This window comes from Oryzibacter oryziterrae (assembly GCF_021864535.1).
In the GTDB taxonomy this organism is placed as follows: domain Bacteria; phylum Pseudomonadota; class Alphaproteobacteria; order Rhizobiales; family Pleomorphomonadaceae; genus Pleomorphomonas; species Pleomorphomonas oryziterrae.
This window is the reverse complement of record NZ_JAKJIC010000002.1, coordinates 211311-226159: the sequence shown is the minus strand read 5'-3', so window position 1 is coordinate 226159 and position 14849 is coordinate 211311. Positions and strand designations below refer to the sequence as shown.

Below are 14849 nucleotides of genomic sequence, written 5' to 3'. Positions count from 1 at the left end.
CTAAAGACCCGGCGCTCGTCCCTCAACGGCACCGTCCCCTCATGTTGCAGAATAGTGCGCGCCCCCTTTGGGTCAAGCAGCAGGCTGGGGGAGGCCAAACCGCGACTTTCGCCGATTCCCGGTCTTTTTTGTCGCCGCTTCGCGCCCCTGCGTCAACTCGCCCACCCTGGATTTCCAAGTGCAGACTTGAATTTTCGTTGGGTTGGCAAGACTCTTCCCATGGTTCAAACATTAACATTTCAAGATCCAAGGAAAAAATCCCAAAATACAAAAAATTAAAAATCTGTAATGTTCGACAGCCAACCGAAGGTTTGACAAAATACGGGTCGGGCATCATCGGGAGGAAGACTTGGAATGATGAAAAATACACAAGTTGGCCTGAGGGAAATATCCGGCGCTGCACTTGCGGTGATAACCTCATTGGTTTGGGGATCTGACGCCATTGCCGCAGATAACACTGCGCCACAGCAAAAGATTCGCATCGGCTATATCCAGTGGGGCAAGCCGCGCGAAACCCTGTCCTTTCCGGAAAGCCCGACCGCCGATCGCGGGCTGGCCGGTGCGCGGCTGGCCATCGCAGACAACAACACCACCGGCAAGTTCACCAGGCAGCAGTTCGAACTGGTCGAGCGCAAGGTTAACTCCGTGGATGAGGGCGTACAGGCCTATGACGCTCTGGTTGCCGACGGCGTCACGCTGGTGATCGCCGACCTGCCGGCCGAAGGCATCCTGAAGCTTGCCGACGACAAGCCCTCGGCCACTACGCTGATCTTCAACATCGCCGCCAAGGAAGACTCGCTGCGCGAGGAAAACTGCCGGGCCGACGTGGTCCACGTGGTGCCGAGCTACACCATGCTGGCCGATGGTCTCGCCCAATATCTGGTCTGGAAGCGCTGGCCGCACTGGTTCCTGCTGACCGGCGCGCTGCCGACCGACAGGATCTGGGCCGATGCCTTGAAGCGCGCCGCCGGGCGCTTCGGCGCGGAGATCGTCGAGGAGCGGACCTATTCGGAGACCGACACCTCCGCCCGCACCGATTCCGGGCAGGCCCAGGTACAGCGGCAGATGCCCGTGTTCACCCAGAATGCGCCCGACCACGACGTGGTGGTGGTGGCCGACGTCAACGAGATCTTTGCCGCCTATGTGCCCTATCGCACCTGGGACCCAAAGCCGGTGGCCGGTTCGGCTGGCCTGATGCCGACCGAATGGTCGCCGACGCATGAGCAATGGGGCGGGTTCCAGACCCAGAACCGCTTCTATGACATGAACCATCGCTGGATGCGCGACATCGACGCCGACGCCTGGACGGCTGTGCGCATGATCGGGGAGGCTGCGACGCGGACCAAGAGCGCCGATGCGGCGACCATTCGCGCTTATGTCACGGGCCCCAAGATGGAAGTGGCCGCCTACAAGGGCCAGAAGCTCACCTTGCGCAGCTGGAACCAGCAACTGCGCCAGCCGATCCTGCTGACCGACGGCCGCACCATCGTGTCCGTGTCGCCGCAGGAAGGCTTCCTGCACGAGCGCTCCGAACTCGACACCATGGGCATCGACGAACCTGAGACCGCTTGCAAACTGAAATAAGAAGACCATCCGGAGGAGACCCACGTGACTAGAACAGCCCCCGCCGTCTCGCTGCTGGCGCTCCTGCTGGCCAGCCATCCGGCCGCAGCCTTCACCGCTTACGTGTCCAATGAAAAGGACAATACGGTCACCCTGATCGACACGGATACGATGGAGGTGATCAAGACCGTCGACGTGGGCCAGCGGCCGCGCGGCATCATGATGTCGCACGACGGCTCGGAGCTCTACCTGTGCGCCTCCGACGACGACACGGTTCAGGTGTTCGACGCCAAGACCATGGAGTTCAGGCACAATCTGCCGTCGGGGCCAGACCCGGAACTCTTCGCCCTCAATCACAAGGGCGACATGCTCTACATCGCCAACGAGAATGACAACCTGGTCACCGCCATCGATGTCACCACCAAGGAGGTGAAGGCGGAGATCCCCGTTGGCGTGGAGCCCGAGGGCATGGCGGTGTCGCCTGACGACAAGATGATCGTCAACACCTCCGAGACCACCAACATGGCGCACATCATCGATGCGGCGAGCCAGGAGATCGTCGGCAACGTGCTGGTGGACGCCCGCCCGCGCTATGCCACCTTCAAGACCGACCAGTCCGAACTGTGGGTGACCTCGGAAATCGGCGGCACCTTGTCGATCATCGACCCGGTGAAGCAGGAAGTCACCAAGACGGTGCATTTCGAGATCCCCGGCCTCAGGTCCGAGGCGATCCAGCCGGTGGGCATCAAGATCACCGCCGACGGCAAGACCGGCTTCGTCGCGCTCGGGCCGGCCAATCGCGTCGCCGTCATCGATGGCACCACCCATGACGTGCTCGACTATCTCCTGGTCGGCCAGCGCGTCTGGCAGATGGCCTTCACGCCCGACGAGAAATATCTCTACACCACCAACGGCGTCTCCAACGACGTGTCGGTGATCGACGTTGCCACCAAGGAAGTCATCAAGTCGATCCCGGTCGGCTCCATGCCCTGGGGTGTCGCCATCGGGCCGTCGCTCAAGTGAGCTGAACACTCAAATGAAATTGGGAGGAGGAAACCCCATGTTCAAGACTGTGCTCGTCGCCCTGCCCCTCGTCGCCCTTTCGGCGCCGGCCTTTGCCGAGGGCGATCTTGCCATCAAGGCCAAGAAGCTGGACACGCTGGAAATCGGGACCGGCGACACCGGCTATGGCGTCTCGGTGCCCGAGTATCAGCTGGAAACCGGCAAATCCTACAAGCTGACGCTGAAGGAAGTCGGCCCGCATGGCTGCGAGTGGTCGGCGGAAGAGTTCTTCCCCAACACCTGGATCCGCCAGATCGACATCGGTCGCGCCAGCCTGGAGATTGCCGGACTTGAGACGGTGGATCTCGACGACGACGCCGAGGTGACCATCGAGTTCGTGCCGATCCGCCCGGGCGAATACGACTGGGAATGCGAAGGTCTCGGCGAACAGGGCCTCACCGGCAAGTTCGTGGTGAAGTGATGAAAGCCTCTCTCACCTCCTTCACGCTCGGCCTTGCGCTGCTGGTCGCCGGGATCACGTCGGCGGCGGCGGCCAATCGTCCCGATCCCAACGATCCCGACTGGCCCTGCGTCCAGATCAAGGTGCCCGAGCTGGCGCTTGGCCAGGTGTGGAATGGTCCCGCGATCGATCCCGCCACATCCGGCTGGAGCGACGACAAGGACGTCGCCTCGCTGGTGGTCTATCTGATGCAGCGCCGCGTGCCGCTCGACGAGGCCGACGCCAAGATCGGCGCCTTCGCCGGCGCCGCTGGCGCGGCCAGGACCGACAAGCTTGGCAAGCTCTTCGCAGGCCTGTTCCAGAAGATGAACACCGAGCGCAAGGATGTGATGACCGGCATCGACCGCTTCGCCCGCAAGCAGAAGGACTTTGCCGCCAAGCTCAAGAGCATGGACGCCAATCTCAACACGCTCAGGAACGACCCGAAGACGCCCTTCGAGACCCTGCAGGCCAAGAATGACGAAGTGCAGTGGAACCTGCGCGTCTTCGACGAGCGGCAGAAGTCGCTGACCTATGTCTGCGAGGTGCCCGTCAACATCGAACAGCGCCTGTTCCATCTGGGCAAGACGATCGTCACCGCGATGAAGTGAGAGCAGTCGGTGCCCTCACTTGACGCTGACGCCCGCCCCGGCCAAAAGTCTCCAACCTGATTTGCCGGAGACCGTGCCATGACCATGTCCGCTTGCCTCGCCGTTGTGCTCGCCGCTGGCGAGGGAACGCGGATGAAGTCGTCGCTGCCCAAGGTGCTGCACCCGGTGGGCGGCCGCCCCATGGTGGACGCGGTGATCGACAGCGCCCGCAAGGCCGGCGCCTCGTCGCTGGCGGTGGTCGTCGGCGCCGGAGCCGATCGGCTTCGGGCCCATCTTCACAAGACGGCGCCGGAGGCCGCCCTTCACGAGCAGGTGCAGCGGCTCGGGACGGCCCATGCCGTCCTCGCCGCCGAGGCGACGCTGGCGCAGCACACCGGTGACGTCCTGGTGCTCTACGGCGACACGCCGCTTGTTTTGCCGGAGACCTTCCAGCGCGTACGCGACGAGATCGCCAGGGGCGCCGACATCGCCGTGCTCGGCTTCGAGGCACGCGATCCGCATGGCTACGGTCGCCTCGTCGTGCGCGACGGCCGACTGACGGCCATTGTCGAGGAGAAGGATGCCGACGCGGCCACGCGCGCCATCACGCTGTGCAATTCCGGCATCATGGCCTTCCGCGCCGGGCTGCTGCCAGACCTGCTCAAGGCCATTGGCAACAACAACGCCAAGAGCGAATATTATCTCACCGACGCCATCGCCGTCGGGGCCGAACGCGGCCTCAGGGCCGTGGTGGTCACCGGCCCGGAAGACGAGTTCGCCGGTGTCAACGACCGCATCCAGCTCTCCGTCGCCGAGGACATCTTCCAGCGGCGCGCCCGCGCGGCCGCCATGGCCGCCGGCGTCACGCTGATCGCACCGGAGACGGTGTTCTTCTCCCATGACACAGTGCTGGGCCGCGATGTGCTGGTCGAGCCGAATGTGGTCTTCGGCCCCGGCGTGACGGTGGCCGATGGCGTCACCATCCGCGCCTTCAGCCATCTGGAAGAAGCGAAGGTTGCCACCGGCGCCATCATCGGCCCCTATGCGCGCCTGCGCCCCGGGGCCGACGTCGGCCCGGAGGCGCATGTGGGCAACTTCGTCGAGATCAAGAATGCCACGCTCGGCGCCGGGGCCAAGGTCAACCACCTCACCTATATCGGCGACGCCTCCGTCGGCGCCAAGACCAATATCGGTGCCGGAACAATCACTTGCAACTATGACGGCTTCTTCAAGCACAAGACCGAGATCGGCGCCGGCGCCTTCATCGGTTCGCATTCCACCCTGGTGGCACCGGTGACGATCGGCGACGGCGCGCTCACCGCCGCCGGCAGCGTCATCACCGACGACGTGCCCGAGGATGCCATGGCCTTCGGCCGGGCCCGCCAGAGTGTTTTTCCCGCCAGGGCCCGCGAACTGCGCGCTCGTCTGGCTGCGGCCAAGGCGAAGAAATAGTTTTATTCCCCGGACAATCGGCCCTGCGGCGAGAAACCCACAATAAATACCGCCTCGCCGCAGACAGCCTCGAAGGAAAAGCAGCATCTGCGACAGCTCGCCACTCGTCATTATTGACAGTTTTCAAGTCGCACCGCCGCCTGCGACCAATTGCTTTGCTTAAAGACAATCATTTTTCTCCAAGTTTTACTCGCAGTTAATGCATCCGGATCAACGTCTGCTCGACAACGCCTGTCGACAGACCGGAGATCTTCATGCTGGCCGTATTCCGCACCCTGAAATTCCGTCTTCCGACCACCATGGTGGGCCTCGCGCTTGCCTGCGTCGCGGTGATGGGAACCCTCGGTTATTTCAGCGCGAAATCCGGCATCGAGACCGCGGTGGTGGAACGGCTTGAACTGGCCTCCAACACGCGCGCCGGCGAGTTGCGCCGCCAGATCGCCGACCTTGAGGCGTCCGTTCAGTCTATCGCCGGGCAGAAGACGATCACGTCGACCATCTCGGACCTCTCCGACCAGCTCTCCGCCAAGAACCCCGATGCGGCCAATGTCATCAAGGCCATGACGTCGGAGCCCGATCCGGTGGCGCGCCGCAAGGTCAACGGCTCACAGATCAACGCCCTCTATGGCGCGCGCTACAAGAAGGTGTTCGAAGAACTGCAGCCGCTCGCCGATCAGAAGCGCTTTGCCGACATCCTGCTGGTGGGCACCGACGGGCGCATCGCCTTCTCGATCGCCAAGGACGCGGACCTGGGCAAGACGCTCGACGACCCCGCCTTGGCGGGCACGGGCCTTGCGGCCGCGATCGCTCAGGCCAGGTCCGGTGGTCAGGCGAGTGTCAGCGTCGACTATGCGCCCTATGACGTCGCCGGCGACAAGGGACCGTCGGCCTTCATTGTCGCGCCGGTGCTGCGCAAGTCCAACGTCGCCATGGGCGCGGCGCAGCAGGATGTGGCCGGTGGCTTCGCCGTGATCCGCCTCGGGGCCGACTATTTCAATCCCCTGTTCGGCAACCGCGAAGGCCTTGGCGACAGCGGCGAGACCTTCGTCTTCGGCAGCGACGGATTGCTGCGCGCCGATACGGCGCTGGTCGAAGCCGCCCGCAGCGGCACGCCGGCTTCCACTCTCACGGCCAACGCGTCTTTCGCGGCCGACCAGCTGCAGACGACCTATGTGCGCAATGGCGAACCCATGATGGCAACACGCGTTGACGTGCCCGCTCTCGGCGGCACCTGGACCATCGTCGCCGAGCAATCGCAGGCCGAAGCCTTCGTGGCGCTGACCAAGGTGCTGCGCAACATGGTGCTGATCGGCCTTGCCAATGTGGGCGCCGCCATTGCCGTCGGCGTGTTGATCGCGATCTGGATCACCCGGCCGATCAGCCGCCTGACCGGTACGCTGAAGGCCATGTCGCGCGGCGACCAGGTCAATGAGATCGCCGGACGCAATCGCGGCGACGAGATCGGCGAAATCGCCCGTGCCGTCGAGGACATCCGCGAGCGCGCCGAGAGTGATGCGGCTCGTCGCGCCGAGGATGCCGACAGCCAGCGCCGGCGCCAGGAAGAGGAACGGCAGGAGATGACGCGGCGTCTGGCCGCCGAGTTCGAGCGTGAGATCGGCGCCCTCGTCTCCTCCTTCGGTCGCTCGGCGCAGGAGCTCGAGCAGTTTGCCACCTCCATGGCCGGCGCGGCGACGCGGACGCGCGACCAGTCGGAGACCATGGCGTCCGCCTCCAGCACGGCGGAAGGCGAAGTGCGCAACGTTGCCGCTGCCTCCGAACAGCTATTCCAGGCCATCAACGAGATTTCCGGCCTGATCGACCGGTCCGGCAAGATCGCCCGCGACGCCGACGGACACGCGCAGTCCACCAATGCCATCGTCGACTCGCTGGCCGTGACGGCCGACCAGATCGGCTCGGTGATCGACATCATCCAGTCCATTGCCCAGCAGACCAATCTCCTGGCGCTCAACGCCACCATCGAAGCCGCCCGCGCCGGCGATGCCGGCAAGGGCTTTGCAGTGGTGGCTTCCGAGGTCAAGTCGCTGGCCGGGCAGACGGCACGGGCGACCGAAGAGATTTCCGCGCAGATCGCCTCGATCCGCGAGGCGGCCGGCTCGGCGGTCGGCGCCATCGGGCAGATCCGCTCCGTGGTCTCCGAGATCGGCACCGCTGTCGGCGCCGTGGCAGCCGCCGTGACGCAGCAGGGCACATCCACCAACGAGATCGCCCGCTCCTCGCAAAGCGCCGTGGACGGGACCAATACGGTGTCCGCCTGCATCTCCGACGTTCAGGGGGCCGCCGCCGTTGCCGATGAAGCGGCCAACCGGGTCGTGCAGCAGGCGGCGAGCCTCGGCCAGGGCGCGACCGATCTGCAGGCAGGTCTCCGCCGCTTCCTCGACCGGCTGCTGGCGGCGTAAGGCCCGCCCGCCGGAGCCGCCCTTTGCAGACCAGTTCGGGCGACCTTGCGGTGATGGCTCCGGCGTCGGCGCAACAAACTGCAACCAAGTTTGATTTCGATTATGACCTGCTCCCCCTTAGGTTCACGCCGCGTTAACCATCAGCCGGTCAAACCGGGGTGGAGACAATCAGTCGGCGGAGCGGTGTCATGTGCGGAATCATCGGAATTGTTGGGTGTTCACCGGTTGCCGACAGACTGGCCGACTCGCTGAAGCGCCTCGAGTATCGCGGTTACGATTCGGCCGGCATTGCAACCCTCGAGGCGAGCGGCGCCATTGCCCGTCTGCGCGCCGAAGGCAAGCTGGTCAATCTGCAGGCCCTCATCGACAAGGCGCCTCCACTTGGCACCGTCGGCATCGGCCATACGCGCTGGGCGACGCATGGCGTTCCCTCCGAACGCAACGCCCACCCGCATGCCACCGCTCAGGTAGCGGTCGTCCATAACGGCATCATCGAGAATTTCCGCGAGCTGCGCGAGGAGATGGAAGGCCTCGGCCGGCACTTCGAATCCGACACCGACACCGAGGTGGTGGCCCATCTGGTCTCCCAGGCGGTGGAAGCCGGCGCCAGCCCTGTCGACGCCGTGGCCAGTGTGTTGCCGCGCCTCAAGGGCGCCTTCGCGCTCGCCCTGCTGTTCCGCGGCCGCGACGACATCCTGATCGGCGCCCGCCGCGGCTCCCCGCTCGCCATCGGCTATGGCAAGGGCGAGATGTTCCTGGGGTCCGACGCCATGGCGCTTGCCCCCTTCACCTCGTCGGTCGCTTATCTTGAGGATGGCGACTGGGTGGTGATCACCCATGAGGGCGCCACCATTCGCGACGAGACGGGCGAAGTTGTCGCCCGCGCCGTCACGCGTTCCAACGCCTCGGCGCTGATCGTCGACAAGGGCAACCATCGCCATTTCATGGCCAAGGAAATCCACGAGCAGCCGGAAGTGGTCGGTCATACGCTGGCCCGCTATGTGGACTTCACCTCCGGTCGCATCCGCCTGCCCGCCGACAGCGACTTCAGCTTCGCCAAGGTGCGGCGCCTGGTCATCTCGGCCTGCGGCACCGCCTATTACGCCGGCCTCACCGCGAAATACTGGTTCGAGCGCTATGCCGGCCTGCCGGTGGACATCGACATCGCCTCGGAGTTCCGCTACCGCGAGGCGCCGCTTGATCCCGACGACGTCTCGCTGTTCGTCTCGCAGTCGGGCGAGACCGCCGACACTTTGGCCGCCCTGCGCTATTGCAAGGCGGCGGGCCAGAAGGTGGCGGCAGTCGTCAACGTGATGGAATCGACCATCGCCCGCGAAAGCGACGTGGTGTTCCCGACCCTGGCCGGTCCGGAGATCGGCGTTGCGTCCACCAAGGCCTTCACCTGCCAGCTCACCGCCCTGCTCTGCCTCGCCATTGCCGCCGGTCGGCAGCGCGGCGTGCTCGATGACGACGGTGAGCGCTCGCTTGTGCAGGCGCTGATCGAGATCCCGCGCATCATGGCGGAGGCCCTCAAGGTCGAGCATCAGATCGAGGGCCTGGCCAAGTCGCTGTCCAAGGTGCGCCACGCCCTCTATCTCGGACGGGGCACCAACTTCCCGCTCGCCCTCGAAGGCGCGCTGAAGCTCAAGGAAATCTCCTATATCCACGCCGAGGGCTATGCGGCGGGCGAGCTCAAGCACGGACCGATCGCGCTGATCGACGAGACCATGCCGGTCATCGTGATTGCGCCCCATGATCAGATCTTCGAAAAGACCGTCTCCAACATGCAGGAGGTGGCAGCGCGCGGCGGACGCATCATCCTGATGACGGACACGCGCGGGGCCGGCGCGTCCGGCCTTGAACCGGCCGAAACCATCATTCTGCCGGACATGCCCGCGGCGATCGCGCCGCTCGCCTACGCCATTCCCGTCCAGTTGCTCGCCTATCACACGGCCGTCTTCATCGGCACCGACGTCGACCAGCCGCGCAACCTCGCCAAGAGCGTGACGGTGGAGTAACCCTCCTCCGAGGAAATCACGTCAAAAATCGCGGAGTTGAGCGGAGGCCAGGTTATGGAGAATACTGCTTCCCGTCGCCGGGCGGCCTGCGCGGGGCAAATCCCGGCCTTGTCAGGTCCCTACCCCTTGATCTCCGCATATTCGCCGGGAGTTGCCTTGCAATTTCCACAAGAATGACATGGATAAAACTGCTGTAGGCCAGCACTTCCCGGTTATGAATGCCCGCCTACAGCGCGAATCTGCGTATTGCCTTTTCCGATACAATCGATTATTTTGGCCTCTGAATTAAATCGCATTGCAGGAATTAGCATTGCAGATCAGCGATTTGGTTCAAGCGTGAAGGCGGTACAATCAGGAGATGTTCCCCCTTCAAGGCTCAAACTAACGGACTTGCTCAAACATGGGCGTTTGAGTAGTGTGAGCCTGCAAATAAGGAAGACATGCAAGGCGTTCGCTTGTCGGGCGCACGATGCAGAAGACGGTAGATCGGGAGGAGTATCCAGCACACTTTGGCAAACGGGATGGGCTTGTCCTTTTGGATGCCCGACCGCAGCGGTGTTTACCTTGGGATCAGTGAGGTGACACGCGTCAGCGATTGCATTTCCGGGTTTTGCCAGTTTGCTTCATCTGAATTTCGTTATCTGCCGAAGCACGCTTCGGAAGTGACAGGGCCACCGCATATATCCGTGTGATGTTTGCGAGAAATCAAAGCTCGAACTTCCGGCGTAGAAGATGATTTCGTCACGAGGTCAAGGAGAGGGCCAGTGCAGCCCCTTCGAAAACCCCGGACAGCAAGAATAGAGCGGCGTGTTCTGCACTCGCTTTATGGAGACCGCTGGATGCCGGGAGGCTCTGGCGGACATGGATAGCCCAAACGGAATTCTCGTCTGCTACCGATGATCTGGAGCCGACGAGTTTGAAGGGGGAGAGAGACTTATGAAGCTTACGAAAGTTCTGGCCGCGGCGCTCGTGCTCGGCGTTTCCACGATGACCGCTGCCTTCGCCGGCGACAAGGGCACTGTGGGCATCTCCATGCCGACGCAGTCGTCCGCCCGCTGGATCGCCGACGGCGCCAACATGGTCGACCAGTTCAAGGCTGCCGGCTATGACACCGATCTGCAGTATGCCGAAGACGACATCCCGAACCAGCTCGCTCAGATCGAGAACATGGTCACCAAGGGTGTGAAGGTTCTCGTGGTTGCCGCCATCGACGGCACGACGCTGACCGACATCCTGCAGAAGGCCCACGACGCTGGCGTCAAGGTCATCGCCTATGACCGCCTGATCCGCAACTCGCCGAATGTGGACTACTACACCACCTTCGACAACTTCCAGGTCGGCGTCCTGCAGGCCTCCTCGCTCACCAAGCCGCTCGGTCTTGAAGAAGGCAAGGGTCCGTTCAATGTCGAGCTCTTCGCTGGCTCGCCGGACGACAACAACGCCACCTTCTTCTTCAACGGCGCCATGAGCGTTCTGAAGCCGTACATCGACAGCGGCAAGATCGTTGTCCAGTCCGGCCAGACCGACTTCCAGCAGGTTGCCACCATGCGTTGGGACGGTGCTACCGCCCAGGCCCGCATGGACAACATCCTGTCCGCCAACTACACCGACAAGAAGGTCGACGCCGTTCTGTCGCCGTATGACGGTATCTCCATCGGCATCATCTCCTCGCTCAAGGGCGTGGGCTATGGTTCCGGCGATCTGAAGATGCCCTACATCTCCGGGCAGGACGCCGAAGTTCCGTCGGTCAAGTCGATCCTTGCTGGCGAGCAGTATTCGACGATCTTCAAGGACACCCGCGAACTCGCCAAGGTGACCGTGAAGATGGTTGACGACGTTCTCCAGGGCAAGGAGCCGGAAGTGAACGACACCAAGACCTACGACAACGGCGTGAAGGTCGTTCCGGCCTATCTGCTGAAGCCGTCGCTGGTCACCAAGGAAAACGTGACCTCGGCTCTGATCGACTCGGGCTATTACAAGGCTGACCAGCTGAAGTAATCTCGGGATTACAGTCCGTGCGGCGTCGCTTGCGATGCCGCACGGATTGTGTTGCGAAGACTTCCATCACGCCCCTCGATGCCGTCGGGTAAAGGTGTGTGGTGGGATCAGGACCAAGCCTCCAACTGCGGCCATTCCTTGTGAGGGGCTGCGTCCGGAGACAGGGCCTCAAGGACTGGCTGGCCCCGCGACCGGTCGTTTGCCTTGGTGCGAGTGCGCACGGCAGACGGACAGGTGGTGCGCCGCCGGTGCCGCAGGCTGATCAGAGCGTGAGAGCGCAGGCGACCCGTGTTTCGCCGCGCGAGTATTCTCAAGGTCTGGTCGAAGCTTAGGGCGTTCGCCCGCAAGCGCAGCCGGCACAAAATCCACAAAAAATCGACGGCAAACGGCGTTGGATCAAGGCATCGAATGAAAATCGGATGCCTTCTTGTCTCGCGGTGGCCCGCGAATGACAAGAACAGTGAATGAGAAGAGGAGCGTCGTCTTGAGCGCCGACATCATTCTTGAAATGCGCAACATCACCAAGACTTTCCCTGGTGTGAAAGCCTTGAGCGATGTGACATTTTCGGTGCGCCAGGGCGAAATTCACGCCCTTTGCGGCGAAAATGGCGCAGGAAAATCTACCCTCATGAAGGTTTTGTCGGGAGTTTACCCGCATGGAACCTATGAGGGTGAAATCCACTACATGGGCAAGCAGCGCGAGTTCTACGGTATCAAGGATACCGAAGAAGAAGGCATCATCATCATCCATCAGGAGCTTGCCCTGATCCCGATGCTGTCGATCACCGAGAACATCTTCCTTGGCAACGAAGTCGCCAAGAGTGGCGTGATCGACTGGGCCGAAGCCACGCGCCGCACCAAGGAACTTCTGGCCAAGGTCGGTCTCAAGAACGAGAACCCGGCCACGCTGATCACGCATATCGGCGTGGGCAAGCAGCAGCTGGTGGAAATCGCCAAGGCGCTTTCCAAGAAGGTGAAGCTGCTGATCCTCGACGAGCCGACCGCCTCGCTCAACGAGGCCGACAGTCAGGCTCTCCTCGATCTGCTGCTCGAGTTCAAGAAGCAGGGCCTCACCTCGATCATCATCTCGCACAAGCTCAACGAGATCTCGCGCGTCGCCGACAAGATCACCGTGCTGCGCGACGGCACCACGGTCGAGACCATCGACTGCTCGAACGAGCCGGCGTCGGAAGACCGCATCATCCGCGGCATGGTCGGTCGTGAAATCGCCGACCGCTTCCCCAAGCGCTCCACGGCCATCGGCGAGACGATCTTCGAGGTCAAGAACTGGAACGCCTATCACCCGATCCACAGCGAACGGCAGATCTGCAACAACATCAACCTCAACGTCCGCAAGGGCGAGGTGGTCGGCATCGCCGGCCTGATGGGCGCCGGCCGCACCGAGTTCGCCATGAGCGTGTTCGGTCGGTCCTATGGCAAGAAGATCTCCGGCGATGTGCTGATCAACGGCAAGACCGCCGACGTCTCGACGGTGGAAAAGGCGATCAAGGCCAAGCTGGCCTATGTCACCGAGGACCGCAAGCAGCTGGGTCTGGTGCTGATCAACAACATCATGCACAACACCACGCTGGCCAATCATGGCGGTGTGTCCAAGAGCCTGGTGATTGACGACATAGCCGAGCGCAAGGTTGCCAACGACTATCGCAACAAGCTGCGCATCCGTTCGTCGGGCATCTATCAGATGGCCGTGAACCTGTCTGGCGGCAACCAGCAGAAGGTGGTGCTGTCCAAGTGGCTGTTCACCAATCCGGACGTGCTGATCCTCGACGAACCGACGCGCGGCATCGACGTCGGCGCCAAGTATGAAATCTATACGATCATCAATGACCTGGTGAAGGAAGGCAAGGGCGTGATCATGATCTCGTCCGAAATGCCCGAGCTCCTCGGCACTTGTGACCGTATCTACGTGATGAACGAAGGCCGTATCGTTGCAGAGCTGAGCAAGGAAGACGCCAGCCAGGAAAGCATCATGCGCGCCATCATGCGCTCCTCTGGGGAGAAGAACTAAATGACTGCTACGACCAAGCCGGACGCGGCTGAGCAACCCTCCATCGGTACCTTCCTCAAGCAGAACATCCGCGAATACGGCATGCTGATTGCGCTCGTGGTGATCATGGTCTTCTTCCAGATCATCACCAACGGCGTGCTGTTCAAGCCGGTCAACCTGACCAACCTCGTGCTGCAGAACAGCTTCGTCGTCATCATGGCGCTGGGCATGCTGCTGATCATCGTCGCCGGCCACATCGACCTGTCGGTCGGCTCCGTGGTTGGTCTCGTCGGCGCCGTCGCCGCGGTGATGATGGTGAACTACAAGATCGACTATGTGACGACGTCGATCGTCTGCCTCCTGCTCGGTGCCGTCATCGGCGTGGCGCAGGGCTATTTCGTCGCCTTCCACAAGATCCCGGCCTTCATCGTGACGCTGGCGGGCATGCTCGTCTTCCGCGGCATGACCATGTGGGTGCTGGGCGGCATGAACATCGGCCCGTTCCCGACCGAGTTCCAGAGCATGGCCACGGGCTTCATCCCGCCGCTCGGTACGGCGGGTCCGATCCTGTCGCTGTCGTCCTTCGTCCTGACGCTGCTGATGACCTTCGCGCTGGTGTTCATGTCCTGGCGCACGCGCACGGTCAACATGGCCCATGGCATCGAAGTCGAGCCGCAGGCCTTCTTCCTGGTTCAGAACATCGTGCTCGGTGTCGTGACCCTCTACCTCGGCTTTGAACTGTCGACCTACAAGGGCTTCCCCAACGTGCTCGTGATCATGCTGGTGCTGGTGAGCTTCTACACCTTCGTCACCACCCGCACGACCATCGGCCGTCGCATCTATGCCCTCGGCGGCAACGAGAAGGCCACCAAGCTGTCGGGCATCAACACCGAACGCCTGACCTTCTACACCTTCATCAACATGGGTGTGCTGGCCGCTCTCGCCGGCATGATCATCGCCGCCCGCCTGAACTCGTCGACCCCCAAGGCCGGCTTCGGCAACGAGCTGGACGTCATCGCGGCCTGCTTCATCGGCGGCGCCTCGACCACGGGCGGCGTCGGCAAGATCACCGGCGCGGTGATCGGCGCCTTCATCATGGGCGTGCTGAACAACGGCATGTCGATCATGGGCCTCGGCATCGACTATCAGCAGATGGTCAAGGGCCTCGTGCTGCTGGCCGCCGTGTTCTTCGACGTCTACAACCGCACCAAGGGCTGAGCCCCAAGGTTTCAGCGGAACGACAAAATGCAATCGGGGCCTTTCGGCCCCGATTTTCTTTTGGGCTATGCCCTCCGCCAGCCT

The 14849-nt window shown here is 62.7% G+C and carries 10 protein-coding genes; all 10 read left to right on the top strand.

The genetic code is table 11. The annotated features are described in order from the left end of the window. The first annotated feature begins 420 nt into the window (after nucleotides 1-420). Nucleotides 421-1584: a lanthanide ABC transporter ABC transporter substrate-binding protein PedA1 gene (pedA1, locus tag L2I41_RS03475; protein WP_237152118.1), complete on the top strand. Its 1164-nt coding sequence runs from the start codon at nucleotides 421-423 to the stop codon at nucleotides 1582-1584. A 24-nt stretch (nucleotides 1585-1608) separates the two neighbouring features. After that, nucleotides 1609-2586 (top strand): YVTN family beta-propeller repeat protein, encoded by a 978-nt coding sequence (locus tag L2I41_RS03470; protein WP_237152117.1) that lies wholly within the window; start codon nucleotides 1609-1611, stop codon nucleotides 2584-2586. A gap of 37 nt (nucleotides 2587-2623) precedes the next feature. After that, a complete protein-coding gene (locus tag L2I41_RS03465; RefSeq protein ID WP_237152116.1) occupies nucleotides 2624-3046 on the top strand; it encodes a cupredoxin domain-containing protein in 423 nt (140 codons plus the stop codon). Continuing rightward, nucleotides 3046-3675 (top strand): hypothetical protein, encoded by a 630-nt coding sequence (locus L2I41_RS03460; RefSeq protein ID WP_237152115.1) that lies wholly within the window; start codon nucleotides 3046-3048, stop codon nucleotides 3673-3675. Before L2I41_RS03465 ends, L2I41_RS03460 begins: the two co-directional genes overlap by 1 nt. Nucleotides 3676-3753: 78 nt before the next feature. Continuing rightward, nucleotides 3754-5106 carry a bifunctional UDP-N-acetylglucosamine diphosphorylase/glucosamine-1-phosphate N-acetyltransferase GlmU gene (glmU, locus tag L2I41_RS03455; RefSeq protein WP_237152114.1) on the top strand — a complete coding sequence of 451 codons (1353 nt, stop codon included), beginning with the start codon at nucleotides 3754-3756 and terminating at the stop codon, nucleotides 5104-5106. Between the two features lie 254 nt (nucleotides 5107-5360). Next, nucleotides 5361-7523 (top strand): methyl-accepting chemotaxis protein, encoded by a 2163-nt coding sequence (locus L2I41_RS03450; protein ID WP_237152113.1) that lies wholly within the window; start codon nucleotides 5361-5363, stop codon nucleotides 7521-7523. A 188-nt stretch (nucleotides 7524-7711) separates the two neighbouring features. Continuing rightward, a complete protein-coding gene (glmS, locus tag L2I41_RS03445; RefSeq protein ID WP_237152112.1) occupies nucleotides 7712-9541 on the top strand; it encodes a glutamine--fructose-6-phosphate transaminase (isomerizing) in 1830 nt (609 codons plus the stop codon). Nucleotides 9542-10477: 936 nt separating this feature from the next. Continuing rightward, nucleotides 10478-11539: a multiple monosaccharide ABC transporter substrate-binding protein gene (gene chvE / locus L2I41_RS03440; RefSeq protein ID WP_237152111.1), complete on the top strand. Its 1062-nt coding sequence runs from the start codon at nucleotides 10478-10480 to the stop codon at nucleotides 11537-11539. Between the two features lie 508 nt (nucleotides 11540-12047). Beyond that, nucleotides 12048-13568, top strand: a complete 1521-nt coding sequence (gene mmsA, locus L2I41_RS03435) for a multiple monosaccharide ABC transporter ATP-binding protein (RefSeq protein WP_304610544.1) — start codon at nucleotides 12048-12050, stop codon at nucleotides 13566-13568. Continuing rightward, nucleotides 13569-14765: a multiple monosaccharide ABC transporter permease gene (gene mmsB, locus L2I41_RS03430; RefSeq protein ID WP_237152109.1), complete on the top strand. Its 1197-nt coding sequence runs from the start codon at nucleotides 13569-13571 to the stop codon at nucleotides 14763-14765. It begins immediately after the preceding gene. Nucleotides 14766-14849 lie beyond the last annotated feature (84 nt).

Excerpts from the sequence above, each read along its gene's own strand:
- mmsA (WP_304610544.1), top strand. The coding sequence starts at position 12,048 with ATGCGCAACATCACCAAGACTTTCCCTGGTGTGAAAGCCTTGAGCGAT.
- L2I41_RS03465 (WP_237152116.1), top strand. The coding sequence starts at position 2,624 with ATGTTCAAGACTGTGCTCGTCGCCCTGCCCCTCGTCGCCCTTTCGGCG.
- L2I41_RS03450 (WP_237152113.1), top strand. The coding sequence starts at position 5,361 with ATGCTGGCCGTATTCCGCACCCTGAAATTCCGTCTTCCGACCACCATG.
- glmS (WP_237152112.1), top strand. The coding sequence starts at position 7,712 with ATGTGCGGAATCATCGGAATTGTTGGGTGTTCACCGGTTGCCGACAGA.
- mmsB (WP_237152109.1), top strand. The coding sequence starts at position 13,569 with ATGACTGCTACGACCAAGCCGGACGCGGCTGAGCAACCCTCCATCGGT.
- chvE (WP_237152111.1), top strand. The coding sequence starts at position 10,478 with ATGAAGCTTACGAAAGTTCTGGCCGCGGCGCTCGTGCTCGGCGTTTCC.
- glmU (WP_237152114.1), top strand. The coding sequence starts at position 3,754 with ATGACCATGTCCGCTTGCCTCGCCGTTGTGCTCGCCGCTGGCGAGGGA.
- L2I41_RS03460 (WP_237152115.1), top strand. The coding sequence starts at position 3,046 with ATGAAAGCCTCTCTCACCTCCTTCACGCTCGGCCTTGCGCTGCTGGTC.